The sequence below is a fragment of the Oceanobacillus piezotolerans genome (genome assembly GCF_003665065.1).
Taxonomy (GTDB): Bacteria; Bacillota; Bacilli; order Bacillales; family Amphibacillaceae; genus Oceanobacillus; species Oceanobacillus piezotolerans.
Genome location: NZ_RCHR01000004.1, coordinates 180825 through 207549, shown reverse-complemented (window position 1 = coordinate 207549; position 26725 = coordinate 180825). Strand labels below are relative to the sequence as shown.

Genomic DNA, 26725 nt, shown 5'->3' with positions numbered 1-26725 from the left:
AGATTAAAGGCAGGATTTATAGCATTTCGGAGCGCATCAGCAAGTATATAATAATTGTAATTAACAAATAATAAGGTGATAATAAAGATGGATTTCCTTAAAAGAATAGATGTAAAGGGGGATATTTATGATCATTAATAAAGTTGGAAAAGTTACTGTATATGTAGAGGATCAGGAACAAGCAAAACAGTTCTGGATAAATAAGCTTGGATTTGTTTTGAAGTTCGAACAACCAATGGGCCCCAATGCTTCTTGGATAGAGGTAGGTCCAAGCCATGATGAATTCACGACAATCGTTCTTTATTCGAAATCAGCAATGGAACGGCATAAACCTTCCAAAGTGGCACATCCTACTATTCTTTTCAGCACAACGGATATTGAATCATCTTATGAGAAACTAAAGCAAAATGAGGTGAAAGTAGGAGAGTTGTTAAAAATGCCGTATGGAACCATGTTCACTTTTTATGACCAAGATGGAAATGAATATTTAATAAGAGAAGACAAATAGAGTATCTTGATTGGTAGTAAGGTAAACCAGGGTTAGGCAAGGTCCCTAATCCTTAGGGGTCTTTGAGCTGTATGCTTTTTTAACCTATCATCATTATCGTTATCCGATTTAATATAAACTAATTCACCAGAAACTACATCAATGAAATATCGCTCTAATTTACATCCTCCATTTACTTATACTCAATAAAAAAAGATAGCTATCTCATAATTTTTTCCAGGACTATTTATTTTTGCAGAATTCCTCATTTCCTACTAGAATAATATATAAGCTGAACCGTGTTAAAAGAACGCAAGAATATAATCAGCGGGAGGATAATATGAAAGATTTTGTCATGCTATTGGCTGAGATTGTAAATGAAATCCACGATATATTAATAGAGATGTTTGGTTTACATATGACAGATAAAGAGCTACATTTCTGGATCATCGGGATCATTGGTATGGCTACTTTCTTTGTCGTTTATTTCTTCTTTAAACTGATTGAAAAGATGAAGTGGAGCATCACGATTCTCTCGTTTATTTATACATTTACCGGAATGTTTGTACTCGTATTTGCGATTGAACTGCAGCAAGCAATTACAAATCGCGGGAATATGGAATTTGCAGATGCTATCGCTGGGTTATGGGGATTTCTCGTTTTATTTATTATCTATGCGCTTATTGCGATTGTCTTCGTTATAATAAAAAAGTTTTTTAACAAGAGATAGAAATTTGAATAGAGGTCTTACTGCAAAGGTTCTGACCTCAGCAGTACATTAATTGATAAAAGGACGGCATTTGCATTGTGTTTCAGCAAAGGCCGCCCTTTTATTTTATAAATAAATCAACTGAACAAATTGTTTATGCTTTTTACTGATGTTTCGTATCTTTAGAGTGACCCGAAGAAAACCAGCCTATTAACACAATCAATACTAATACCGAGTAAAAGATAATTTGCCAGATAGTGGAGTGTGGGAAGCTTTCAGGAATCCAGGCAATTTGAGGATGAGCCATCACCATCACCGCTAATTTAACACCAACCCAACCCACTATGATAAATGCTGCAGCCTCAAGTGTTGGCCGTTTTTGCAGAAGGTTTACAAAGAGATTTGCTGCAAAACGCATGATGATAACCCCAATCATCCCACCTGAAAATACTACAATAAATTGCCCTGTATCCAGACTTCCAATATGACCAAGACCTGTTGGAGGCAGTGTTACAGCTAGAGCAACGGCAGCAAGAATAGAATCGACCGCAAAAGCTAAATCAGCAAATTCGATCTTCGTAACTGTCCACCAGAATTCTTTTGGTGTTGCTTCGCGCAATGGATTAATTTCTTCCTCTTGGACACGTTCTTCCGCACCATGGTTTCTTTTATAATCATAGAGATTTTTAATAGACATGTACAATAAATATAATGCTCCGATTGCTTGGATCTGCCATACATCAACGAGTAAGGAAATGACAAACAGTGCCCCGAATCGAAGAATGAAGGCACCAGCCAAGCCGTAGAATAATGCCTTTTTCCGTTGTTTAACAGGCAAATGCCTTACCATAATGGCTAAGACTACTGCATTATCAGCGGCAAGTAAGCCTTCTAAACAAATTAACACAACCAATACGCCTAAATAGGCGATAATTAAATCTGCTCCCATTTTTTCCCCTCCATTTTTACAAAAAAAGACCTATTACCAGTCAAATTGGTAAAGGTCTCACTAACAACGTTCGTTGCCAAATAAACCGGAGATTTCTCTCGTGTTGACGACTTATTTGTACAGTTACTCTCCTTTAGAAAGCACTAAGGCTGATATAATTAAATCATTTTATGTTGAAAACTGTCAAATTTTTTGATTCTTGGTTTGGGAGTAACTTAGAAAAAGCATGCTGTGTAGGCACAGCACGCTTTCCTATTAGAAAGATGGTATAGTCAACAAATTAATTATTTAGCTTTTGATTCTTTTCCCATAGAGTCAAACAATTGTGTAGAAGATAAAGCGTTGAATGGTAAAGTGACATTGTGTTTAAGCCCTTCGTTATAAGCCGCTTTTAAGTCTTTAAGTAAAACAGTCAAGGCAGTGTCTGCTGTCCATTCAGAAACATCGCTCCAATTTCTAGCTACCCAGCTATCACCAGTACTTACTTTTACTAAACTTAGTACTTCTTCTTCTGGTAGGTTATAGTTTTTAGCTAATTTAAGTCCTTCTGCTAGTGCATTCATGTTAATGCTTAGAACTGTAAGAAGTTCTAAGAAGCGGGAGTATGGCGCTGAAGCCTAATACTAGGAAGGGGAAGTAGTATATATGGAATGAAATGAAAAAACCATCTGCATGTAATGATTCTGAATGATTCAGAATAAATCAAATCCATGCTATAGTTTTAGTAGAATTATAATCTAGAAAGGATGGGTAGTATGCAATCCCTAAAGGGCAAAAAGGCATTAATCACGGGAGGCAGCAGAGGAATAGGACGGGCAACCGCATTGGAGCTTGCAAAAGAAGGGGGAGAGGTTGGCCTGGTTGCCAGAACGGAGAATAGTTTTGATGTTATACGGAAGGAATTATCACAATTAGGAGTGAAATTTGCTGTGGCTGCTGCTGATGTATCAAACGAAACCGAGGTACAGCATGCAGTGGGGAAAATAGAAGCAGAGCTTGGTGCAATCGATATTCTTATCAATAATGCAGGAGTGGGAGCTTCTGGATCGTTTATGGAGCTTTCAACGGACACGTGGAAAAAATTATTGGATATCAATTTGATGGGGATGGTTTATGTAACAAAAGCCGTTCTGCCATCCATGATAGAGAGAAATAAGGGGGATATTATTAACATTTCCTCCATGTCTGGTCTAAAAGGGACTGAAGGGTCGAGTGCCTATAGTGCCTCCAAGTTTGCTGTCATTGGCATGAGTGAGGGCCTCATGCAGGAGGTTCGCCGTCATCAAATTCGCGTGAGTGTTTTGACGCCAAGCCTCGTTGAAACAGACCTGACAAGAGATGGAGACCAGCGTGATCCTGATCGATTCACACAGCCAGAGGATCTTGCAGAATATATGGTAAGCCTTCTTAAGCTTGAGCAACGGTCATTTATCAAGACTTCTGCCATTTGGGCGACCAATCCGTTTTAGATTGTTATAAAGGTCAGTTATAAGCTTTAGATCGTGATAGACAAGCGGGAACAAGCTCTAGTACAATGCTTTATTGATTTCATGGAATTAATTATTGAAGAGATTGATCATACCCCTTTACCTATAGCAATAGTTTGTATAGCTACCCATCAGAATTTATAACGGAACATTTACCATACCCTGCGTCCAAGGAGATGTTTTATAAGAACTAGGGTCAGCCTGTTCTTTGAGAGAGGTGCACCTGTATCTAAATGAACACAAGCAAAAAGACAAGGTTAAAAATTCCTTGTCCTTTTTATAAAGGATAGAAAAAGTTAGAATCCCAATCTTTTCAAATTTACCCATTTACTTTTTAACTTTGAAAAAAAGTTTCCTATAGAATATTCATAGGAAATCATGTATTCTTTTAAAAGTGATGAAAGGTAGAGAGAGGTATGTTATGGTAAATTCAGATTTTAATAGGAAAACGATTGTTGTCCTTTTACTCGCTGGAGCATTTATTGCTATATTAAATCAAACGTTAATGATTACAGCGATCCCTCCAATTATGAAAGAAATGGGGATTACAGCAAACAGTGCTCAATGGCTAACAACAGTCTTTATGTTAGTTAGTGGAATAATGATACCTGTCAGTGCATTTTTATTAGAGCGATTTTCCACCAGACAGCTCTTTATTACAGCAATGAGTATTTTTACAGCTGGTACGTTAGTAGCGGGATTGGCCCCCAATTTTTCGGTGTTGTTAGTTGGGCGAGTGATACAGTCCATTGGAGCAGGAGTAATGCTGCCACTGATGCAAACGGTATTTTTACTGATTTTCCCTGTTCATAAACGGGGTGCAGCCATGGGGCTAATTGGATTAGTCATTTCGTTTGCCCCTGCAATTGGTCCGGCGTTATCTGGTTATGTGACAGAGCATTATTCGTGGCGTGTTTTATTCTTTATCATTCTACCTATTGCTATTGTTGATATTATTGTCGCATCGTTTGCTTTAAAAAATGTAACGGAATTGAAAAAGCCGAAATTAGATATTCTGTCTATTATATTATCTTCTTTTGGGTTTGGTGGCCTATTATATGGCTTCACCTCAGCGGGGAACAACGGTTGGTTATCTGGCATAACTATTTTGTCCTTGCTTGTTGGTGCTGTAGCTCTTACTTTATTCGTTTTAAGACAGCTTAAGTTAAAGCATCCAATGTTAGAGTTTCGGGTATTCACGTATTCTATTTTCCCGTTGGCTGTTGCAATTGGGATGATTACTTTCATGGGATTAATTGGAGTAGAAACGCTCATTCCGCTTTATATGCAAAATATGCGTGATTTTACTGCTTTTGAAGCGGGTCTTGTCTTGTTGCCAGGGGCAATCATTACCGGGCTTATGTCTCCGATAACAGGAAGGATATTTGATAGATTTGGTGCAAGAAAGCTTGTTATAGTCGGTTTATTTATCATTACGGTATCCTCCTTTGCTTTTATTAAGTTAGACACCTCCACGTCCTTTAAATTTATTACCATGATGTATGGCGTGAGGATGTTTGGATTATCGATGGTGATGATGCCGATTGCTACGGCGGCATTAAATCAGTTGCCTAAACGATTGCTTCCGCACGGAGCAGCGATGGATAATACGATGAGACAAATAGCGGCATCTGTAGGAACGGCGATCCTAGTTACTGTTATGACTAATTCAGAGACAGCAGCAGGAAGTAGAGGGGTTGTAAATCCGGATATCTATGGTGTAAATATCGCACTTATGGTGGTTGCGTTACTTTCACTGGCAGGGTTAATCATATCCTATTTTATAAAAGAAAAACAAGAAGTACGGAAAAGCAAGATAAAGTATGGTTAAGAAAAGATGAATTACTAAGTTTTTATGTAAAAAGGAAGCAAAGGGAACAGTCCCTTATGCTTCCTTATTTAACATCTCATAAACTTGATTTACGTCTTTATCACCTCTGCCAGAAAGGTTAATAATAATCACGTCATCTTTGTTCAGTTCTTTAGCTAGTTTAATACCATGGGCAATAGCATGAGAGCTTTCTAGTGCGGGAATAATGCCCTCTACTTTAGATAGTTCCTGAAATGCTTCTAATGCTTCTTGCCCGGTTGCTGTAACATATTCACCTCTGCCAGTGGAATGTAAGTAGCTGTGTTCTGGTCCAACACCTTGGTAATCCAATCCAGCTGCAATCGAGTTTGTTGGTTTTAGCTTGCCATTTTCATCGAATAATGTGAGAGATTTATATCCATGAAAAACAGCAGGAACTCCCTCTGAGATGGAAGGTGCCTCCGCGGGTTCGACACCGATTAGACGAACTTCTTTGTCTTCCAAATAATGAGCAAATGCTCCAATAGCATTACTCCCGCCCCCTGTACAAGCAACTATAGCTGTTGGCAGCTTCCCTTCTTTTTCTAGAATTTGCTTTTTGGATTCTAAACTAATAACAGACTGAAAATATTTAACCATTTCTGGATATGGATATGGGCCAACCGCAGAACCAATTAAATAAAAGGTATCTCCCTGGTTTTTAACAAGATCTTCAAAAGCCTCATCTACAGCTTCCTTTAATCGTCCACGGCCTTTCTCTACCGCAACCACTTCTGCTCCCAATAATTGCATGCGAAAGACATTTAATGCCTGCCTTTCTGTGTCAACTTTCCCCATATAAATCGTACAAGGCAATCCAACCATAGCGCTGGCGGTGGCAGTTGCAACGCCGTGCTGTCCTGCTCCTGTTTCAGCGATAATTCGTTTTGCACCCATTCGTTTTGCCAGAAGAATTTGTCCAAGGGCATTATTGATTTTATGGGCTCCCGTATGGTTTAAATCTTCTCGTTTCAGATAAATTTTTGCTCCGCCTATTTTATCTGTTAGATTCTTTGCAAATGTAAGCGGGTTTTCGCGTCCTACATATTCTTTTAGGTAATAACGATACTCCTCGAGAAATTCTTTGTCCCCTTTATACTTGTTGAATTGCTCCCCGATACTGTCCAAGATTACTTTTAATTCATCGGGGACGAAACTACCACCAAACTCTCCAAAATAGCCTTTCTCTGCTGTACTCTCAAATTTACTCATTCTAGACTCAACTCCTAAACTATTGGTGTGATAGGAATTATTATACAGGAAATGTTAGAAGATTTTAAATAGATTTCTTATTTTTGTGTAGTTCCCAAGGAAAAGCATCACTCACATTTTTGTATTAGAAAGATCATCTATTCTTTCATATCTGGATTAAGGAATATAGTCTTAGGAAATGGTCAAAAATAAATCGCTGCATTGAGGTTAGATGCATTTTTAGAAGATGGCGGGTTATTTTGTAATGGCAGCGAATTTTATCGCTGAAGAAAATATGAAAGGCGTGAGCTTCGTCCATTTTGCAAATTTATTATCTTAGAGATGTGTCTTCCTTATTTATTCCGGTAAGAAATTTATTTGGCTCCAATTTAAGGGGACGATTCTTACTTTGCATCATATCGAGTGAATAAGAGGAGAAAACCGTCTTGAATTTTCCTATGAGATTATAAGGTTAAAAATATGTAAATTTTTATCTTACAATACAATAAAATACTTTGTCAACCTTAAATTTGCTTTATTTATAAAAACATGTTACAATTATCTTACAATTATTAGTTGAATCGTATTTCAATCTCTTATGTCATTTGCCGAATAGAGAGTTTGGATACGGTTTTTTATATGTATTAGCACTTAGATCAATATGGAAACTGACCTGTGAATGGAGCACATCTGTTAGGAGGAGAGGAACTACAGAAAAGCTTTAGCTTTGAAAGAGGTGAATCTGTCTTGGCAGGAAAGAAAATATCTTCCTATTTCTTTCTATAAAAGTGTAACGAAGGAATTCGCTTAACCATCAGCGGATTTTCAGTTTTTTAAGATGAGGTTATTGACTTAACGGAGTTTTATCTCGATAGGGAGGAAGCATATAATGAATTTAATCAATAAAGAAGTGACACACAGGAGTTTTGGCAAAGGTAATATCGTTAAACAGGATGATACTGTCATAGAAATAAATTTTGCAACGGAGAATAAAAAGTTTCTTTTCCCCGATGCTTTTGGCAAATTTTTAAAATTAAATGATAAAGAAGCTGCTCATTCTGTTGAAAGAGTCATACAGAAACTGGAAATGAAACGGAAGCAGGAAGAACAGGAAAAGGAAGAAGAAAAAGAATTACGACGCAGAGAATATCAACGACGTTTAGAACATGAAAGACTAATGAAGAATCATAAACTTCATCCATCCTCCCAAATGGTTTTCTGGTGTGATGATGAGGAACAGAGTACATTCTTAAAAGAATGGAGAGTTTTTACTGGTGTAGTAAAAAGCGGTAATAACAAAGGCAAGCCAAACAAGCCTTCCCGCTTGCATAAAAACAGTGCCTGCCTTTTGACGACTAGAGATTCCAGCAAGCCTGAAGAAGATAGAAGAATCTTAGGTGTTTACATGGTGAATGAGAATTTTATTGGGAAGCTATGTGAAGATGGATATATTCCTGCTCATGCAGAATACAGAATTCAACTTACAGAACAGGAAGCAGATAAGATACTATTCTGGGATTACTATGCAAATGAAAAAAACCCTGAAAAAATAACATGGAATACAGGGAAATATCGTTATTTTGATAATATAGAAATGGCACAAATTTTACTTGATATCGTTGGTTTGAAGAGTAATCCAGAGGAAAAAGAACTGGCAAAGAATTTCTTTGAATACTATTGTAAGATGAATAATATTTTAGAGGAAGAAGTACCAAAACCTAACGGTGCACTACTGCGTGTATAAACTCATATTCAAGAAAAGGAATCACCTAAGGTCTAGACTTAAAGTGATTCCTTTTCTTTTGTTATGCTAGAAACATCTTCTCCAACTCTAACGGTTCAATATAATTCCCATCTTTATAAGCACGCATATTACCGCCGGAAATTTCATCAATGAGCACAATTTGCTTGTCTTTACCAGTTCGTCCAAATTCAAATTTAATGTCGTAAAGATCAATACCTTTTTTAGCTAGCTCTTCTTTGACGACAGCGCCAATTTGCTTCGTTAGTTCTTTTAACACGTGGTATTCCTCTTTTGATAAAATACCAAGCATATCTAACGCATCCTCATTTATTGGAGGATCTTGGCGATCATCATCCTTCAAGGTAACTTCTACGAAAGCATCAAGAGGCTGCCCTTCTTTGGCATATAAGCCATATCTGCGTAAAAAGCTTCCGACTGCTCGATATCTGCAGATGACCTCAAGACCTTTACCGAAAACTTCAGCAGGTTTAACGGTCATCGTAGCTTGTTCAATATCCGCATTAATATAATGGGTTGGAATTCCTTTTTCCTTTAGAATTTCGAAAAAGAATTTGGTTAATCGTAAGCCTGCACGGCCTGCACCTTCGATTGTTAGTCCAACTGTATTGGCACCTGGATCAAAAACTCCATCCACACCGGTGACATCATCTTTAAATTGAAGCAAATAATTTCCATCTTCTAGTTCATAGACATCTTTTGTTTTTCCTTTGTACTTAAGCTTCATGTCAAATCTCCTTTATGTAATGAGCATATAGTTTGAACGAATATATTATTAATCATAATTATAAATTGATAGAAGTACAAGAGTCTTTAAGTAGATCATACATAATAATAGTGGTATTGACACTTTTTTTACTGCCCATAAGTATAAGAAATCATAATCGTTATCTCTAAGTTAGGTCATACCCTTGTGGTGCTAAAACTCAGTTGGTACTGAAAGAGAAACCCCACTGAGTGAGGTTTGTTAATTATTATGAAGAATAAAGGTATTTCAAATTTATGTTAAGATGATAATAGAGATAAATACATAGTTTGTGAAGCTTTACGCTTCAATTAGCGGGGCAGAATACTTGAATAACTTTATTATGATAGATGAAGCAGAGGGTATAGCGTGTGAGGGATATTATATATGATTAAATTTACTGGTATTACAAATGAAAATAAAGTAGAAACAAATACGCATATAAATGATACAAATCTCAGCAAATATAAATGGTTTTGGGTGGATTTTAATGAACCTACTGATGAAGAAATAAAACATCTTTCCACTACTTTTCACTTTCATCCTCTTGCGATTGAGGATTGTGTCCAAAGACTTCAAAGACCGAAATTGGATTATTACGAAGACTATACGTTTTATGTCACTCATTCTGTACGAGATGCAGAGAATGAGATCGTTAGAGAAGAGTTGAACTTTTTTGTAAGTGAAAATTATATTGTAAGCTTCCATCGGCTGCCTGCTAATGAAGTTACCCAGGTCTGGGATAGGTTGCTTGCTGGAAAAGACACTGAGAAGTGGGACGCCTATTATGTGTTTTATGAGGTTTTAGATAAAATAGTAGACAATTATTTTCCTCTTATTTATCAAATTGAAGATGAATTAAATAAAATAGAGAACAATACACCGAAAAAATCAATGAACAACTTAATGAATGAATTGTTTGATACAAGATATAAGTTATTAAATCTAAGGCATACCGTTAATCCAATGCGTGACTTACTTTATAGAATGTTGAATTCCCATCATTTGAAGGAGATTAGGGATAGGAGAGAATATTTCTCTGATATATATGACCACCTCCTTAAACTGGCAGAAATGGTAATGTCTAATCGCGAACTAACAGCTGATATAAGGGATAGTTATCTATCTCTTAACTCTCATCAGACCAATAATGTAATGAAAGTCTTAACGATTATCACATCCATATTTTCCCCTTTAACACTTATTGCTGGTATATACGGAATGAATTTTGAGAATATGCCTGAATTAACTTGGGGATACGGCTATTTCCTTTCACTTGGTTTGATGGGGATCATTGGTGTTTCCATGTATCTATGGTTTAAAAGAAAAGGATGGTTTAAATAACATTTTTTCGATGAATAGATAGAATTAAAAATCCAATTTTTCTTCCTTGTTATTCTTGAGGTAGAATAAATGCTGAACTCAAATGGAATTCCTTCTATTAATTTTTTTCTATAAGACCCGTGAGCTTGCAGATTAAATACCAGTCTCCTAATTAACATATAGGTCTATCTTTTTAAAAACAAGGACATAGTATAACAAGTAAAATTTATAAATACTTAACGTTTCGGAACAGGAAAATGGCATTAAGAAATAGAAAATATGTGAATAACAATAAAAAGCTAAAACTAGGAGGAAATTATGGGCAGATTAGTTCATTTTGAAATACATGTGGATGATATGGAACGTGCGAAGAAGTTTTATGGAGAGGTATTTAACTGGACCTTTGAAGACTGGAGTGAATATGCTGGAATGCCTTACTTTGGAGCTGTAACGGGCGATAAGAGTGAGCATGGGATTGATGGTGCTTTAATGCAACGTCAAAGCCCACCCCCAGAACCGGGCCAGGCTTTAAATGGCTTCGCTTGTACAATGGGAGTAGCTGATTACGATGCAACAGAAGATAAGATACTTCAACATGGAGGCAAGGTAGCATTGCCTAAATATGCATTGCCGGGAATGGCATGGCAGGGATATTATATGGATACAGAAGGTAATATTTTTGGTATTCATCAGCCTGATGAGAATGCAAAGTAATTAGGAATATCAGATGCTGTTTATAATCTTTTTAAGATTAAAATAGTGGAATTTCAATGAGCTAAAATATTGGTTTGGATCATTGAAATTAAAGCCTTTCGCTGTATCTTAGCGAGAGGCTTTTTCTACTAGCAGTTGCATTTAGGGATTCTCGATATAATGACAAGAACATATAGAGTCTAGTTAGATGTATATCCTTTTTTTTCAGTAAGCAGGTTTTTATAAAATGATCATTGGTGATAGCTCATCACAAATGATAGTATTTTCCTTTAGTTGTACAAATCCACACGACGATCCTCATAAACAGGAATTTCCTTCCGCACACGGCTAACCTGATTTATATCTAGTTCTGTATAAAAAATTCCTTCTTCTGTTTTGTTGCATATAAGCAAATCTCCCCAAGGAGCAATTACCATGGAATGACCATTAAACGCATTATTGGGGTCGGCCCCAACGCGATTCACGGCTACAATAAAACATTGATTTTCAATTGCTCTCGCTTGGAGAAGAATTTTCCAATGATCAATACGTGCTTTGGGCCATTCTGCAGGGATAAACATTACCTGAGCTCCACTTAGGGTATGTTTTCGTGTCCATTCAGGAAATCGTAAATCATAGCAAATCATCCCACCACACTTGATTCCGTCTATTTCAAAGACATTCATTTTCTGCCCAGGATTCAAATATTTGTGCTCATCCATAAGCTTGAACAAATGAGCTTTGTCGTAATCCGCGATAATCTCTCCGTTTCGGTTTGCAATGTACATGGTATTGTAAAATCCATCTTCTTTTTTTGTGGAAACAGATCCAGCAACGATGTTTACTTGATGCACTTGAGCTAGCCTACTAATCAAGTCTTGTGTCTTCTCGCCATTTTGATCTGCTAGTTCATCCAGTCGTTCAAGGGCATACCCTGTATTCCACATTTCTGGTAAAACAATAACATCAACGTTCTCTTTTGCAGCTTCTTTAATATATTGTTCAACGTGTGCAAAGTTCTTTTCTGGCTCGCCAAATATAATATCCATTTGCACGATTGCAATTTTCATTATTCGCTCACCTCTAGACATATTTATTTAAAGGATATAGAATTTATAATATTATTGCAATTCATTTCGTTGAAAGGTGGGACCACCTTGTGGAATATTCGAATCGTTTAAAGGAATTACCGGAGCAATTTTTCGCAAGCCTTGTTAGTAAAGTAAGCAGGGCGGTAAATGAGGGGCGTGATGTAATTAATTTGGGACAGGGGAATCCAGATCAGCCTACGCCAAAGCACATTGTGAAGGCATTGCAAACAGCAGCGGAAGATCCAGACAGTCATAAATACTCGCCATTTCGGGGTCTTCCGGAATTAAAAGAGACTGCTGCCGATTTCTATAAGAGGCAATATGGTGTGGAAGTAAATCCAGAAAAAGAGGTCGCCATCCTTTTCGGTGCAAAAGCTGGCCTTGTGGAACTGCCAATGTGTCTGCTTAATCCTGGAGAGCTTATGCTATTACCTGACCCAGGTTATCCCGATTATCTGTCTGGAACAGCTCTGGCTGGGGCGGAGTATAAGACATTCCCGTTAAAAAAAGAGAATGGTTTCCTTCCCGATTTTCAAGCCATCCCTATGGACCAGAGGGAGGCTGCAAAGCTGATGTATTTGAACTATCCTAATAATCCGACAGGGGCGGTTGCTAATCATGCGTTCTTTGAGGAAACAGTGTCCTTTGCTAAAAAGCATGAAATAATGATAATCCATGATTTTGCCTATGGAGCGATAGGATTTGATGGGAAAAAACCTGTTAGTTTTCTTGAAGCGCCAGGTGCAAAAGATGTGGGCATTGAAATGTACACCTTATCAAAAACATATAATATGGCAGGCTGGCGTGTCGGCTTTGCGGTTGGAAATCCGGTGATTATTGAAGCGTTGAATCTCATTCAGGATCATTTATATTGCAGCTTATTTCCGGGTATTCAAAGAGCGGCAATTGCTGCATTATCTGATGATCAAGGCTGTGTCGATGAACTGGTTAATATGTATGAGCGCCGCAGGAACTTACTCTTAAAGGCATGCCATGATATTGGCTGGAACGTGAAAGCTTCTCAAGGGTCCTTTTTTGCTTGGCTGCCAGTACCAGATGGATTCAACAGTGAGCATTTTGCTGATTACTTACTGAAAGAAGTGGATGTTGCGGTAGCACCGGGAAATGGATTTGGTCCACATGGAGAAGGGTATGTAAGGGTTGGGTTATTGGTAGAGGAAGAGCGTCTGATTGAAGCTGTGAATCGTATTGGGAAGCTTAGGTTGTTTTAATGTTCTTATGATCTAGGAAACGAATGGATTGTCTCTGATCATTGAGGGAGTTCTGTATAGTTGGGTTAACTTTGAAGTTTGGGGAGTAACTTTTTAGAATTTAGAGTGACTTCTACCTTAGTTAGGTCAATTTTGATATCAACTCGTTTAACTTTAAAAAATAAGGAGCGACTTTAGATGATGTTCGCTCAACATTAAATTAAAAGGAGCAACTTTAAAAGATAGGATATAATTTTACCTGAAATGCTCGGTATTTCTTAGAAGTTGTCCCATCTTTAATAAAGTTGCTCCAAATCTTATAAAAGTTACCCGGGGTCCATTAAAAGTTGCTCCAAGTCTTGTGAAAGTTACCCGACATTCGTTAAAAGTTGCTCCTCATTCATAAAAGTCGCCCCATACGGGCAAAAGTCTTTCTCACCATTAGTAATTTAAACTCGTACCAGGACCAACCGGAATCCCTAGTAAATACCATATAACAAAGAAGATGGTCCAGCAAATCAGTATAGCAATCGAGTACGGGAGCATCAAGGATAAGACGGTTCCGACCCCATTATTTTTCCCGTAACGCTGAGCAAATGCAACGATCAGCGGGAAGAATGGCATTAAAGGAGAAATGATATTTGTTGCTGAATCACCAATTCGGTATGCCGCTTGGGTTACTTCGGGAGATATCCCCATTTGCATAAACATTGGTACAAATACAGGAGCCATGATCGCCCACTTTGCTGAATCGGCAGCAATAAATAAGTCGATGATTGCTGAAATCAGGATTAATGCGACAAGTAAAAGCGCACCCTCTAATTGAATCGCCTCTAACACGCGTGCACCTTTTACCGCAAGGATTGTACCCAAATTAGTGTAATTGAAAAATGCCACAAACTGTGCTGCAAAGAATATCATGACGATAAACCCAGCCATTGTCTCCAGTGAAGAAGTCATCAGATTGGCAACATCTTTATCGTTTTTAATTTCTTTTGTAACAATTCCATAAACTGTACCAGGCACTAAAAAGATCAGCATCATGAGAAAAATAATACTGCTCATGAAAGGAGAAACAATCAGACTTCCATCTTCGCCACGAAGCGGGGCATTTTCAGGAATGACAAGCAATACGATGCTAATGATGGTAAGCAAAAGAGAAATATTTGCCCATTTTAAGCCTTTCTTTTCTATGCTGGAAATTCCGCTATGATTTTGGATGGGATCATGGTGTTCATACTTACCTAGCTTAGGCTCAATTAGCTTATCCGTAATCAGTGTGCCAATAATAACAATTAAGAACGTAGAAGCGAACATAAAGAACCAGTTATCTGTTGGATTGACCACATAACTTGGATCTAGAATATGGGCAGCTTCTGTAGAAATTCCACTTAGTATCGGATCATTGGTACCTAAGAATAAATTTGCAGAGTAGCCCCCTGCAACCCCCGCAAAAGCAGCTGAAAGACCTGCCAGCGGGTGCCGTTTAAAGCCTAGAAAGATAATAGCTCCGAGCGGTACAAGCACAACATAGCCGACAGAAGCAGCTACATTCGATAACACTCCCATTAGGACAACGATAGGCGTTACAAATTTTTTGGGAGCCTTTGTCACAGTATTGGTCATTAAGGCGCTAATATAGCCTGTTTTTTCCGCAACACCTACACCTAACATCGCAACTAATACCGGTCCAAGTGCTACAAATGACGTGAAATTAGAAACAATGCTCGAAAACATGTAGGCAATACCTTCAGGAACTAGCAGACTGACTGCTTCGATGGTAAGCATTTCTGTTTCCATTGTTTCATTGTTTACACCTTCAAACGTCACACTTGTGCCCATCAAATAAAGAATATGGGATAATGCAATAACAATAAGAGTAAATAGAATAAAAATAGTAACAGGATCTGGTAATTTATTTCCTTTTTCCTCGACTACATTTAGAAATCGAATGGTTTTTTTGTTTTTTGTATGATTCATGATGTCACCTTCTTAAAAATTTCTATTCCAAAGTATATAGATAGCCATTAAAAAAGTCTATATTTTTGTTTGAGTACTAAACTTTCCCTAAGCTTTTTTGCGAACGAAAGAGACGAGGTACCTGTTCCACATTACACTAAAATATTCGGTAAGCAAAGAAACAGCCAACCTTGTCATTACAATACCTCTCCATACCTAATTAACAGAAAATTTACAATTAAGCTATATACAAAACTAATGGTATTAGTTAAAATGAAACTAATGCCATTAGTTTATGGAAAAAAGGAGTGGATGAGATGTTTGCGGGTCACTTCGGATTAGCGGCTATCGTAAGGGGGAAGGTTCCACAGCTTCCATTATGGTCATTGCTCATAAGTACGCAGTTAATGGATATTTTATTTTTCCCACTTTTACTAATTGGCGTGGAATCGATGGAAGTAATAGAGGAGAGCGGATTGACGGTTATACATGCTTACTATTCACATTCATTAGTAGGAGCAATCATTCTTTCCGTTTTGGCAGGGCTTATTTCAAAACGTTTTTGGGGAAGTAAAGGTGGGGTGATTATTGGTATCCTAACATTTAGCCACTGGCTACTAGATGTCATCGTTCATCTTCAGGATATGCCTATTTTAGCCGGGAATATGTTGAACTTGCCTTTACTCGGTCTTAGTTTGTGGAGTATCCCAAAGGCTAGTATTGCACTAGAGAGTTTGCTTGTTTTGGTAGGTGCTATTTTTTATTTTAGTTATTCATTAACATTAAAAAAATATAATTTAAAGCAGAGAATAATGCAAGGAGGTTTCATTGCAGTCATTCTCATTTCTTCACTGGTGTTTAGTATTTAAGTTAAAATTTAATATGAATGTAGGAGTGGGTATATTGAAGATTACAAAAGAGGGGAATTTGTATCAACTTACTTTCTTTCCAGGCATTTTTCCGGTGAATTGTTACCTTCTGGAAGAAAGTTCAGGCCTTACGCTGATTGATGCAGCTCTGCCCAGCGGTTTTAAAGGAATAATGAAGGCTATAAAGCAAATTGGAAAGCCACTGACAAACATCGTTTTAACCCATGCGCATGGTGACCATGTAGGCGCTCTTGATGACTTAAAACAGGCATTCCCTGATGTGCCAGTATCTATCTCTGTACGCGATAGTCGTTTATTATTGGGTGATAAAACGTTAGATTCGCAAGAAGCCCAGCTCCCGATAAAAGGGGGTATACCCAAAAATGTTAAAACAAAGCCCGATTACCTGCTCCAAGAAGGAGAGCGCATTGGTTCCTTACAAGTAATCGCAACACCTGGTCATACACCTGGTTCCGTTTCGTTTTTTAACTTGCATAGTAAACAAATTATTGCTGGAGATGCCTTGCAAACAAAAGGGAGAATGGCAGTATGTGGCCAGATTGTTCCTTCTTTCCCATTTCCAGCGTTTGGCACGTGGAACAAAGAACTAGCAATAGAAAGCGTGAAAAAGATCCTAGATTTGAAGCCAAGCTTATTGGCGATTGGACATGGAAAAATGATAGATAACCCTGTAAGCTCCATGCAGGTTGCCATTAAACAAGCGGAAGGAAATATGAACAAAAAAGAAGGGAGAAAAAATGTCATATAGAGCAGGATTAGATAAACAAAAGATATTGGAAACAGCAATTGATATAGCAGATAAGGAAGGAATAGATGCACTTACCATTGCAGCACTCGCTAAAAAATTTTCAGTTCGTTCACCCTCCCTTTATAATCATATCAACGGGCTGGAGGAATTGCGAAACGAATTGTCCCTCTATGGATTAAATGAGCTTTACCAACGGTTGGATAGGTCAGTAATTGGAAAACAAAAAGGGGAAGCAGTGCATTCGATGGCAGATGCTTATTTAACTTTTGCAGAGTCGCATCCCGGATTATACCGATTCACTTTAACCGCACCAGATCCAAACGATACTTCTAAGCTGGAGACAGGAAATAACATCATCGCATTAATTAGCGAAGTACTTCGAGATTATGGTCTGGAAGAGAAAGCTGTAATCCATGCAGTTCGAGGTCTGCGCAGCATTTTGCACGGCTTTGTAACATTAGAGCAAATAGAGGCGTTTAAACTTCCTATTAGCATTAAAGAGAGCCTTCATATAACGATTAATAGCTTTTTAAATGGACTGCAAGAAACGGGGTATTGCTAGAGAGACTGGGATATAGGTTGACAACAAATTGATTTTAGTACTGCTAGTAATTTCAAAGGTGTGTAAATGCTGGGATATTCAAGTCGAACAAAATCTGATTACGCATGGTTTCTACCTGTTAATTAAAAAGAGGCAAACCTATACTCAGGCTTGCCTCCATCTATTTATCGCAGGTTAACAGGCTGTAAGACCCCATTTCAAGAATCCAAGTAGAATACCAGAATTGTAAGAGTGGGACTAACAGCCAATAAACGCCCGATTCGTTTAAGGGCCTTTGGGTCATGTCATACCCTTGTGGTGCTAACCCTCAGTGGGAAATGAAAAAAACCTTCACTAAGTGAAGTTTCACTTTATTCCCCTAAATCAACATTATGGTAAACTTGCCCGACATCTTCTAAGTCTTCTAACGCGTCAATCATTTTTTCAAATTGTTCAAGATCTGATGCTGGAAGTTCTACATGATTTTGTGCGAGCATCGTTATTTCTGCAACAGTGAATTCGGTAATTCCTATGGATTGGAATGCTTCTTGTGCTTCATGGAACTGGTCTGGCTCCATGTAAACAATCACGGATTCATCTTCTTCAGCGATATCGCGGACGTCAACGTCTGCTTCCATTAACAGTTCAAGCACGTCATCCTCTGTTTTACCTTCTACACCGAGTACAGCTACATGATCAAACATGTAGGCAACAGATCCACTTACACCCATATTACCGCCATTTTTACCAAAAGCAGCACGAACCTCTGATGCAGTCCGGTTGACATTATTGGTTAACGTATCAACAATGACCATCGATCCGTTTGGTCCGAAGCCTTCATAACGATTTTCATCATAATTCTCTTCTGAACCACCTTTTGCTTTCTCGATGGCGCGATCGATAATATGCTTTGGTACACTATACGTTTTCGCTCGCTCGAGCACTACTTTTAAAGCCTGGTTTGATTCGGGATCAGGCTCACCTTGCTTGGCAGCAACATAGATTTCTCGACCGAATTTTGCATAGATTCGGCTTGTATTCTTATCCTTTGACGCTTTTTTATCCTTAATATTATTCCATTTACGACCCATTTTCGTCCACTCACTTTCTGTGTGTCTAAATAAAACTATAAAACTTTTATAGTCATTTTTCCAGTTTTTTTTAATAACCATTTTCACCACATATGAAGTCTTATGAAATCAAGGCTTATTAAATTTGATTACATGGACTTTATTTTATTAATTTCTGTTTATAAGTTAAAATTAAAATAAGTGTGAAAAATCTGTATTCTAATAAGGGAAATATGTAAAAGTAAACATCATTTGGAATAGGGAAAGGAGAAGGGATATGACCTTAAAAACAGGAGATATCATTACATTTGAACGTACGTTTACAGTAAAAGATGTCGAATTATTTACAGAGATTTCAGGTGATGAGGGGATTCATCATAAAACTCCAGATGAGCAGGGAAGGCTTGTTATTCAAGGGTTATTAACGGCCACTTTGCCAACGAAGGTAGGTGGAGACCATAATGTCCTGGCACGTACGATGAATTTTGAATTTATAAGACCTGTTTTTACGGGGGATACCATCATTTGTGAAGTGAAAATTGACCAATATGAAAAGCAGGAAAATAATAGAACAGCGATTACGTCATCCTTTTTATGCAGTAATCAGAAGGATAAACCCGTACTAAGGGGAACCTTTGCTGGAGTGATATTAGCAAATCAAGATTAAAAAGGATATCATCTAATGTTCCATTGGCACGGATGCAGATAGGGAGGTTTGATTTTCCTATCTGCTGAACAATAAATAAATCACCTTCGTCAAATTATAAATAAATAGACACATCTCCATCTTCGCTTATTTCAACGGTTGTATAGCTTTCAAAGGTTTCCATATTGGTTATTTCATGATTAACCGGTTTTGCAAAGCTTTCCATGTACTTTTGGTACACTTGTGGGTTTTTAATAATGTGATAGAAAAAAATTTTCCTGCCATCTATTGTGTCACTGCTTCGAATTAAAAAATCATTCTTAAACTTATCTTTAAACCATTGGCGAGCTTCTTCATGATGCTGAAAATCAGGCATTTCTTCTGTGATGACTGCTAGATCAATGTTCAATTTAATCATCCCTTTGTTTGTATTTCATTATTTATAGTATGTTTAGTATTTGGTTTAACATTCTATTTCATGCAACAAGCTATAGAGATAACGCCTACCTAAGTGAGATGGAATTAATGCACTAAGATTTTTGCTATAATGAACTACTATTGATTCATTTTAATAATTAAGAGATTGAGTTTTGGAAAATAACTTCTTGAACAAATGGCAAAAGATAGGATATAGAAGAAAGGAATTGTTATAGAGGAAGTAAAATCCCAACAACAAAATAGTTAATCAAAATCTTTACTAGACTCCTCCAAAATTAAAATTCCAATTATTTCTGAATGTTGTACCTTATATAGGGACAGCCGTCTTTTATAATGTGGTGAAATACTGTAATATTCAAGTAATGGCCTGCGGTTTGCAATAAATGAAAGCGCCATCTATGGGGATCTTGAAAGTAAAGAGGAGGTTAAACTCAATGGAATATACTATATCCCGTTAGCCCGAAATAGGCGGGTATAGGGAGTTCCCATGCCACAGGAGTTTAAAAGAGTCTAATATGAGCTAGAAGAAGCTTAACATGATACAATGGATAAAAAATTTCATATAGTTTTACTGTTCTTCCAGCTGTCCACTTATTGCAATAAAGTCAATTGATAATAATTGGTTTCTTATTACCGATAAAATGAAAGCGATTACTAATGATGAGTGAATATTACTAAAGGAGTGAAGGTTATTTGGAAAAATACCTGCAGCTTGAACGTGATATAAGATTTTCTGATGATGGATTAATATATTCGGAGGATCACAGAGCAATAATGGTACCAACATCTTCATTCGGTATTTTAAGGAAAGATCTATATTCGAACATTGGAAAAGAGAGAGTGAAGGGCTTCTTGCTGCGCTATGGATTTGATCTTGGGCAAAAAGATGCAAAAATTATCCTGAAAAAGTTTAAAGGAGATACAATTGAATCCATTATAAAAAAAGGACCAGTCTATCATCAGTTGTATGGGCATGTTATTCCAACGGTTAACGATATTAAAATTGAAAAGCATGGAAATAAAGTCTCTACGTATTTAGAAGGTACATGGGAGAATTCCTATGAAGCGATGGAACATATTGAACAATTTGGAATATCTGATGAACCAGTGTGTGATACCTTAGTAGGGTATGCCAATGGATTTCTTACTAAGGTTTGTAATCAGACTGTACTGTTTAAGGAAGTTTGTTGTGTTGGAAAAGGCGACAAGATTTGTAAGTGGGTTGGAAGAACAGTAGATTACTGGACGAATGACATGAATGATGAATTAAAATATTACAAAGAAGAACCGATTGTAAAAGAGTTGGAATTAACCTATGAAAAATTACTAGAAGAAAGAAACCATCTAAAAAACGTTTCTATTATTCATAATAAATTAACAGAGGAAATTCTAAAAGGGAAAAATTTAAATTCTATCATGGGATTTGTATACAATTTAACGAATACAGCAATCTTGATTGAAAGTTCTGAATTGCAGCCTATTGCATCTGGTGGACTACCATCAGGGATATTGGAGGATATTAATCTTTCGTTTTTACAATATGTTCAATGTAAGGAATCTATGAAAAAAACATTCCATCGTACAAAAATAATAAAATTAGAGGATCATACTAGAATTACTACCCCTGTATTCCTTCAAGGAAAAACAATCGGATACTGTTCGTTTGTGTATAAGGAAGAGTTAGCAGAAGATAAAATTAGATTCCTTCAAATGATTATTGAGCGAATCTCTTCTATTTGCGCTTTGTATATATTAAACAAGAAAACAGAAACCGAGGCAGAAGATCGAATGAAGGGGAGATTTTTGGAGCGGATTCTAAATGGAGAATACACAAAAGAAGAGATACTTAGACAAAGCAGCTTTATTGGCCTGGATCTTTTTCAGCCTTATTACATCGTAGTCATTCAAGCACAAATGCCTAACCAAAATTATAAGGAAGAATTTACTTTATTGAAAGAAGTAATGAATAGGACATCCACTTATTTTCAAAAGCGACGAATAAATGTCCTTCTGGGGCAGTTGGCCGATGATTTCGTACTCTTATTCTTAAAAAGTGAGATAGCGGAAATAGGTATTCGGGCCACTTGTTCACAGTACTTAAATGATCTTACTAAGATCTATCCATCTGTTTCGTTCCGCGCGGGAATCAGTATGCAGTCGGATGAAATCGAAAAAGCAGCTGATAGTTACCACGAAGCACTTACTTCAAAGAGAATGTCAACGATATCCAATAATGTTATAGAATTTCAAACTTTAGGGATTTTAGGTCCTTTGATTAATTCTAATAATCAAAAGGAAGTAGAAAGAATTGCAATCTATACGATAAAACCTCTTGGCGATGACTTAGACGACCCCAAAAATTTGGAAATAATTAAGACGTTGTATGTCTACTTACTTCATGGTGGAAATTTAGAACAAACAGCCTCTGACTTAGCATTATCTTTAAGTGGACTTCGGTATAGAATCGGGAAAATTGAAAAGATAATGGAACAGGATTTAAGGAATCCAGAAGTATCTTACAAACTATTGTTATCCATCCAAGCATTAATATCTACTGGAAAAATAGATTTAATAGAATATTAATCGATAAATGTCTCCTCAATTGGAGGCATTTTTTTATAAACTAACAAGTTATGCTGAATTTTAACAATATTTAAACATAACATGTCGTTGTTTATGAAAGCGCTTTTAAATACAATGGATTTAAGAAATGTTATAACATTCAAACATTAAAAGTATTGGAGGATGAATAATGTTAACAGGTAAAGAGTATTTAGAAAGCCTAAGAGATGGCAGAGAGGTTTATGTAAATGGGGAAAAAGTCGAGGATGTCACCACGCATCCAGCGTTTCGCAATGCAGCGCGTTCTTATGCAAGAATGTATGATATGCTGCATGATTCAGAAGCGAGCAAAAAGCTGGTAACGGTCAACGAATTTGGAGATAAAACGCATTGGTTTTTTAAGACGCCTAGTAGTTCAGAGGATTTACTTCATACAAGAGATGCAATTGCAGAATGGTCTAAATTAAACTATGGATTCATGGGTCGCACTCCTGATTATAAGGCTTCGTTTATTGGTCACTTATATGGTTATGCAGATTATTATAAAGGATTTGAGGATAATGCAAAGGCATGGTACAGAAAGGGAGCAAAAGAAGTTCCTTTTGTAAACCATACCATCATAAATCCACAAGTAGATCGTTCCAAGCCACTGCATGAAAATAAGGATGTATTTGTCCGTGCGGTTGAGGAAAGAGATGACGGTATTGTGGTAAGCGGTGCGAAAATGGTCGGTACATCTGCTCCATTAACCAATTATAATTTTGTTGCGAACTACGGACCAAGAGACTTAGGAGGCGGGGATCAAAGTCATGCCCTTATCTTTTTTGTTCCAATGAATGCCCCAGGTTTGAAGATGATTAGTCGCCAATCCTATGAATTAAACGCTGCTAAGAATGGAACACCATTTGATTATCCGCTTTCAAGCCGCTTTGATGAAAACGATGCCGTGATTGTATTGGATAATGTATTCATTCCATGGGAAGATGTTTTGGCTTATAAAAATGTAGATGTATCCAATAATTTTGTGCCTCAAACAGCATTTGTAAATAGATTTTCCTTCCATGGTGCAACTCGATTAGCTGTAAAACTGAATTTTATGGCAGGATTACTGCTTAAAGCGACAGAGGGAGCAGGAACGAATCAATTTAGAGGGGTACAGGTCAATATTGGAGAGGTATTGGCACTGCGTAATATGATGTGGAGTCTGACAACCGCAATGGCAAGTGATCCTGATACAGGAATGAATGGGGTGGCTGTTCCAAATAGTGTTGCTGCAAACGCCTATCGCGTACTGGCACCAAATACTTGGGTCAGAGTAAAGAATATCTTTGAACAGGTAGTTGCTGGCGGATTAATCCAATTGCCGTCGAGTTCGAAAGATTTTCTGAATGAAGATTTAAGGCCACATATTGATAAATATTATCGTGGAACAGGTATTTCTGCTGAAGAACGCGTTAAATTATTAAAAATGGTCTGGGATGCGATTGGCTCCGAATTTGGTGGGCGTCATGAGCTTTATGAAATAAATTATGCTGGAAATACGGAAAATATTCGGATTGAGGCATTGAAGCAGGCTGAAGCATCAGGAGCGGCAGATGCATATAAAGCTTTTGCAGAATCAGCTTTGGCTGATTATGACCTGAATGGATGGACGAACGAAACGTGGGCAAATACATCTGAATTAGTAAGACAATAAATTTTCTAGGAGGATGTTAAAAATGGATGATCGTCAATTTAGAAATGCAATGGGAAAATTTGCAACCGGTGTGAACGTGATTACAACGGAAGTAGATGGCAATATTCATGGGATGACTGCGAATGCATTTATGTCTGTTTCCTTAGATCCGAAGCTTGTGGTGATTTCAATTGGAAAGAATGCTAGTATGTTGGAAAAAATCAGGAAAAGTAAGAAGTACGCTGTCAATATTCTATCTCACGATCAAAAAGAATTATCCATGATATTTGCTGGACAAATCAAAGAAGACAGGGATATTTCATTCGAAAGATTAGCAGATTTACCAGTAATTGAAGGAGCTAATACGCAAATTTCTTGTGAAGTGGTCAATGAGCATATTGAGGGAGACCATAGCCTCTTTATTGGAAAGGTGATTGGCATTAAGCTTGAGGAGTGTTCAAATCCATTATTATTCTACAAAGGACAATATACTTCTATAGAGAGGGCTAAATCAGCTGTTTAATTTTTAGAAAAATTATTATATTCGTACACTATACAGGGACAAAGGTATATGAATCTGTTTTAAATCAAATTAGGATATATTTAATAGCTTTTAAGAGCTTATAGATTTGAAAGCGATTACTAAAATGCGGGGAGGAATTAGTAATGAGTGAGTTTAAAGAACCAATTTTTGATTTAGCTCAGTTAGCGCATGTGGAACTTTTATCGCCTAAGCCAGAAGAAAGTGTAGAATTTTTTACTAGATTTCTAGGGATGAATATCACAGCCCGTGAAGGTCAATCTGTCTATTTAAAAGCGTATGAAGATACATATCAAAATACGCTAAAAATTACGGAATCCAGTGATGCTGGATTAGGTCATGTAGCTTGGCGGGCCATCTCTCCTCAGGCGTTAGAACGTCGAGTCGAAGCAGTAAAGGCAACCGGTTTAGGCAAAGGCTGGATTGAAGGGGATATTGGCCATGGAGCTGCTTATCAATTCACCACTCCGGATGGACATCCTATGGAATTACTATTTGACGTGGATTATTATCAACCAAAAGTAGAAGAAAAAACAAGACTTCTTAACCGTAATGTAAAGCGACCAGATCGAGGTGTGCCTGTACGCCGTTTAGATCATATTAATCTGATGACCGCTGATACGGCTAAAAACACGGACTTTTTAATCGATACTCTTGGATTTAGACTAAGAGAGCAAATTCAAGACAATGGAAATGTTTTAGGAAGCTGGGTAAGTGTTTCGAACTTAGTTCATGAAATTGCATTTATGCAAGAACCAAATAGAATCCCTGGTAAATTGCACCATCTATGTTACTGGTATGGAATTCCACAAAATCTTTATGATATCGCAGATCTTTTAAAAGACAATGATATTTTTATTGAGGTACCTCCAAATAAACATGGTATTAGTCAAGCGTTCTGTATGTATGTCCATGAGCCGGGTGGAAATCGTATTGAGTTATTCGGTGATGCTGGATATATCATTACGGACCCTACTTGGAAACCGGTTATTTGGGAAATGAAAGATACACCTGGGTATGGGGATACTTGGATTGGAACAGAGTTCCCTGAGTCCTGGTGGACACAAGGGACTCCAGTGACCGTACCTGCAATTGTCGAAAGTAAATAATGGGTTAGGAGACTTGGCAATCGTCAAGTCTTTGGGCGAATATCTTATATGTAAAAAAATAGATTTCTTTAAAAGAGAGACACTTTCTTTTAAAGAAATCTTCTCATTTACCGTTTCCAATAACCGAGTTTTTCGGATATTAATTCTCCCGCACGAATTAATTCGCGTGCAAAATATTGAATCCTGGGATTGGTAAAACGGTCACTTGGGCCTACAAGATTAACTGCAGCAATGACCTTTCCTGAGTGATCACGAATCGGAGCGGAAACAGAAGTAACATCTTTCCGGTATTCGCCTTTACTTACAGAATATCCTTGCTTAAGTATTTTATTTAATTCGTTTTGGAGCGCCTCTTGATTGGTAATCGTAGTAGAAGTAAATTTCATAAGGTTATCGCTCATTACCTTATCTACTAGGTGTCGGTCGCTATGGGCAAGTAAAAGCTTACCAGAGCTTGTACAGTGGATATGGTTATGATGTCCGGAATGGGAGCGTAATTCTAAGGAGTGACTGCTTTCTACTTTGCATAAGTAAACCACATCACTATCTTCTAACACGGCTAGGTGTGAGGTTTCCTTATGTGTATGTGCAAGCTTAGTGACAACTGGTAATGCTTCCTGGTGAAGATCAATATGCTCCAAAAAGATGGAACTTAATTCTAAAACAGATAGACCAAGTTCATACTTATTCGTTTCTTTATTTTTCCGTACAAAGCCATGGGAAGACAGAGTTGCTAGAATTCGCTGCACACTGCTTTTTCCAATGCCTAATTCAGATCCGAGTTCACGCACTCCTTTTTGTGGTTGATCCATAGAAAATGCGCGTAATATTCGAATGGCATTATTGACAGAAGAAAGTAATTGGTTTGGTTTACTTTGGTCCATATTATTTCCCCTTTTCAGCTAAATAAGAAAGTATAAAAATTTGACAGTAAATCTGCTTTATACAGGAAAGGCCACGTCCGGCTCCAGCGCCCAGCGACTAGCGAGACTTCCCTCACCTCCGTACGATAAGTCAACATCGACTTCCTTTGGTCGTCGTGTTTCCTT

25 protein-coding genes are annotated in these 26725 nt (G+C 37.4%); 16 read left to right on the top strand and 9 right to left on the bottom strand.

Annotated elements, in window-relative coordinates; translation table 11 throughout:
- The first annotated feature begins 127 nt into the window (after positions 1-127).
- Positions 128-508, top strand: coding sequence for a VOC family protein (locus D8M04_RS12665; protein ID WP_425464023.1), 381 nt, complete (start codon positions 128-130; stop codon positions 506-508).
- 319 nt (positions 509-827) lie between these two features.
- Positions 828-1217: a hypothetical protein gene (locus D8M04_RS12660; protein ID WP_121523540.1), complete on the top strand. Its 390-nt coding sequence runs from the start codon at positions 828-830 to the stop codon at positions 1215-1217.
- A gap of 142 nt (positions 1218-1359) precedes the next feature.
- Here the strand turns inward: D8M04_RS12660 and D8M04_RS12655 are convergent, their stop codons facing one another.
- A complete protein-coding gene (locus tag D8M04_RS12655; RefSeq protein WP_121523538.1) occupies positions 1360-2145 on the bottom strand; it encodes a TerC family protein in 786 nt (261 codons plus the stop codon).
- A gap of 284 nt (positions 2146-2429) precedes the next feature.
- Positions 2430-2714, bottom strand: a complete 285-nt coding sequence (locus D8M04_RS12650) for an NAD-binding protein (protein ID WP_281277131.1) — start codon at positions 2712-2714, stop codon at positions 2430-2432.
- A 186-nt stretch (positions 2715-2900) separates the two neighbouring features.
- Between D8M04_RS12650 and D8M04_RS12645 the strand changes: the two genes are divergently transcribed.
- Entirely contained in the window at positions 2901-3614 is a 714-nt protein-coding gene (locus tag D8M04_RS12645; protein WP_121523534.1) for a 3-ketoacyl-ACP reductase, read from the top strand.
- Between the two features lie 439 nt (positions 3615-4053).
- A complete protein-coding gene (locus D8M04_RS12640; protein WP_121523532.1) occupies positions 4054-5463 on the top strand; it encodes a DHA2 family efflux MFS transporter permease subunit in 1410 nt (469 codons plus the stop codon).
- Between the two features lie 54 nt (positions 5464-5517).
- Here D8M04_RS12640 and trpB read toward each other — a convergent pair whose 3' ends face one another.
- Entirely contained in the window at positions 5518-6693 is a 1176-nt protein-coding gene (gene trpB / locus D8M04_RS12635; RefSeq protein WP_121523530.1) for a tryptophan synthase subunit beta, read from the bottom strand.
- Positions 6694-7561: 868 nt separating this feature from the next.
- On the opposite strand from trpB, the gene D8M04_RS12630 reads away from it, so the two are divergent.
- The gene (locus D8M04_RS12630) at positions 7562-8416 is read left to right on the top strand and encodes a malate synthase (protein ID WP_121523528.1); all 855 of its coding nucleotides are present in this window, start codon (positions 7562-7564) and stop codon (positions 8414-8416) included.
- Between the two features lie 61 nt (positions 8417-8477).
- On the opposite strand, the gene D8M04_RS12625 is transcribed toward D8M04_RS12630, so the two are convergent.
- Complete coding sequence (locus D8M04_RS12625; RefSeq protein ID WP_121523526.1) at positions 8478-9161, bottom strand: phosphoribosylaminoimidazolesuccinocarboxamide synthase; 684 nt, start codon at positions 9159-9161, stop codon at positions 8478-8480.
- Positions 9162-9566: 405 nt separating this feature from the next.
- Between D8M04_RS12625 and corA the strand changes: the two genes are divergently transcribed.
- Together corA and D8M04_RS12615 are read left to right on the top strand one after the other, a co-directional pair.
- Entirely contained in the window at positions 9567-10523 is a 957-nt protein-coding gene (gene corA, locus D8M04_RS12620) for a magnesium/cobalt transporter CorA (RefSeq protein ID WP_121523524.1), read from the top strand.
- 297 nt (positions 10524-10820) lie between these two features.
- Complete coding sequence (locus D8M04_RS12615; RefSeq protein WP_121523522.1) at positions 10821-11216, top strand: VOC family protein; 396 nt, start codon at positions 10821-10823, stop codon at positions 11214-11216.
- 269 nt (positions 11217-11485) lie between these two features.
- Here D8M04_RS12615 and D8M04_RS12610 read toward each other — a convergent pair whose 3' ends face one another.
- A complete protein-coding gene (locus tag D8M04_RS12610; protein WP_121523520.1) occupies positions 11486-12265 on the bottom strand; it encodes a carbon-nitrogen family hydrolase in 780 nt (259 codons plus the stop codon).
- A gap of 89 nt (positions 12266-12354) precedes the next feature.
- Between D8M04_RS12610 and D8M04_RS12605 the strand changes: the two genes are divergently transcribed.
- Complete coding sequence (locus tag D8M04_RS12605; RefSeq protein WP_121523518.1) at positions 12355-13518, top strand: pyridoxal phosphate-dependent aminotransferase; 1164 nt, start codon at positions 12355-12357, stop codon at positions 13516-13518.
- 420 nt (positions 13519-13938) lie between these two features.
- On the opposite strand, the gene D8M04_RS12600 is transcribed toward D8M04_RS12605, so the two are convergent.
- Positions 13939-15477: an AbgT family transporter gene (locus D8M04_RS12600; protein ID WP_121523516.1), complete on the bottom strand. Its 1539-nt coding sequence runs from the start codon at positions 15475-15477 to the stop codon at positions 13939-13941.
- 296 nt (positions 15478-15773) lie between these two features.
- On the opposite strand from D8M04_RS12600, the gene D8M04_RS12595 reads away from it, so the two are divergent.
- From D8M04_RS12595 to D8M04_RS12585, 3 genes are read left to right on the top strand one after another with little or no spacing between them, the layout of a single operon-like run.
- Positions 15774-16325, top strand: coding sequence for a permease (locus D8M04_RS12595; RefSeq protein WP_121523514.1), 552 nt, complete (start codon positions 15774-15776; stop codon positions 16323-16325).
- 34 nt (positions 16326-16359) lie between these two features.
- A complete protein-coding gene (locus tag D8M04_RS12590) occupies positions 16360-17094 on the top strand; it encodes an MBL fold metallo-hydrolase (RefSeq protein WP_121523512.1) in 735 nt (244 codons plus the stop codon).
- A complete protein-coding gene (locus D8M04_RS12585) occupies positions 17084-17656 on the top strand; it encodes a TetR/AcrR family transcriptional regulator (protein WP_121523510.1) in 573 nt (190 codons plus the stop codon). Before D8M04_RS12590 ends, D8M04_RS12585 begins: the two co-directional genes overlap by 11 nt.
- Positions 17657-18006: 350 nt before the next feature.
- Here D8M04_RS12585 and D8M04_RS12580 read toward each other — a convergent pair whose 3' ends face one another.
- Positions 18007-18726 carry a YebC/PmpR family DNA-binding transcriptional regulator gene (locus D8M04_RS12580; RefSeq protein ID WP_121523947.1) on the bottom strand — a complete coding sequence of 240 codons (720 nt, stop codon included), beginning with the start codon at positions 18724-18726 and terminating at the stop codon, positions 18007-18009.
- Between the two features lie 256 nt (positions 18727-18982).
- Here D8M04_RS12580 and D8M04_RS12575 point away from each other — a divergent pair, with 256 nt between their 5' ends.
- Positions 18983-19372 (top strand): FAS1-like dehydratase domain-containing protein, encoded by a 390-nt coding sequence (locus D8M04_RS12575; protein WP_121523508.1) that lies wholly within the window; start codon positions 18983-18985, stop codon positions 19370-19372.
- 94 nt (positions 19373-19466) lie between these two features.
- Here D8M04_RS12575 and D8M04_RS12570 read toward each other — a convergent pair whose 3' ends face one another.
- Entirely contained in the window at positions 19467-19760 is a 294-nt protein-coding gene (locus tag D8M04_RS12570; protein ID WP_121523506.1) for a hypothetical protein, read from the bottom strand.
- A 722-nt stretch (positions 19761-20482) separates the two neighbouring features.
- On the opposite strand from D8M04_RS12570, the gene D8M04_RS12565 reads away from it, so the two are divergent.
- The 4 genes from D8M04_RS12565 to D8M04_RS12550 all read left to right on the top strand — a co-directional run bounded on the left by D8M04_RS12565 (position 20483) and on the right by D8M04_RS12550 (position 25676).
- Positions 20483-22372: a XylR N-terminal domain-containing protein gene (locus D8M04_RS12565; protein WP_121523504.1), complete on the top strand. Its 1890-nt coding sequence runs from the start codon at positions 20483-20485 to the stop codon at positions 22370-22372.
- 169 nt (positions 22373-22541) lie between these two features.
- Positions 22542-24047, top strand: coding sequence for a 4-hydroxyphenylacetate 3-hydroxylase family protein (locus tag D8M04_RS12560; protein ID WP_121523502.1), 1506 nt, complete (start codon positions 22542-22544; stop codon positions 24045-24047).
- Positions 24048-24069: 22 nt separating this feature from the next.
- Positions 24070-24549 (top strand): flavin reductase family protein, encoded by a 480-nt coding sequence (locus D8M04_RS12555; protein ID WP_121523500.1) that lies wholly within the window; start codon positions 24070-24072, stop codon positions 24547-24549.
- A gap of 143 nt (positions 24550-24692) precedes the next feature.
- Positions 24693-25676: a catechol 2,3-dioxygenase gene (locus D8M04_RS12550; protein ID WP_121523498.1), complete on the top strand. Its 984-nt coding sequence runs from the start codon at positions 24693-24695 to the stop codon at positions 25674-25676.
- Positions 25677-25783: 107 nt separating this feature from the next.
- Here the strand turns inward: D8M04_RS12550 and D8M04_RS12545 are convergent, their stop codons facing one another.
- Entirely contained in the window at positions 25784-26560 is a 777-nt protein-coding gene (locus D8M04_RS12545) for an IclR family transcriptional regulator (RefSeq protein WP_121523496.1), read from the bottom strand.
- Positions 26561-26725 lie beyond the last annotated feature (165 nt).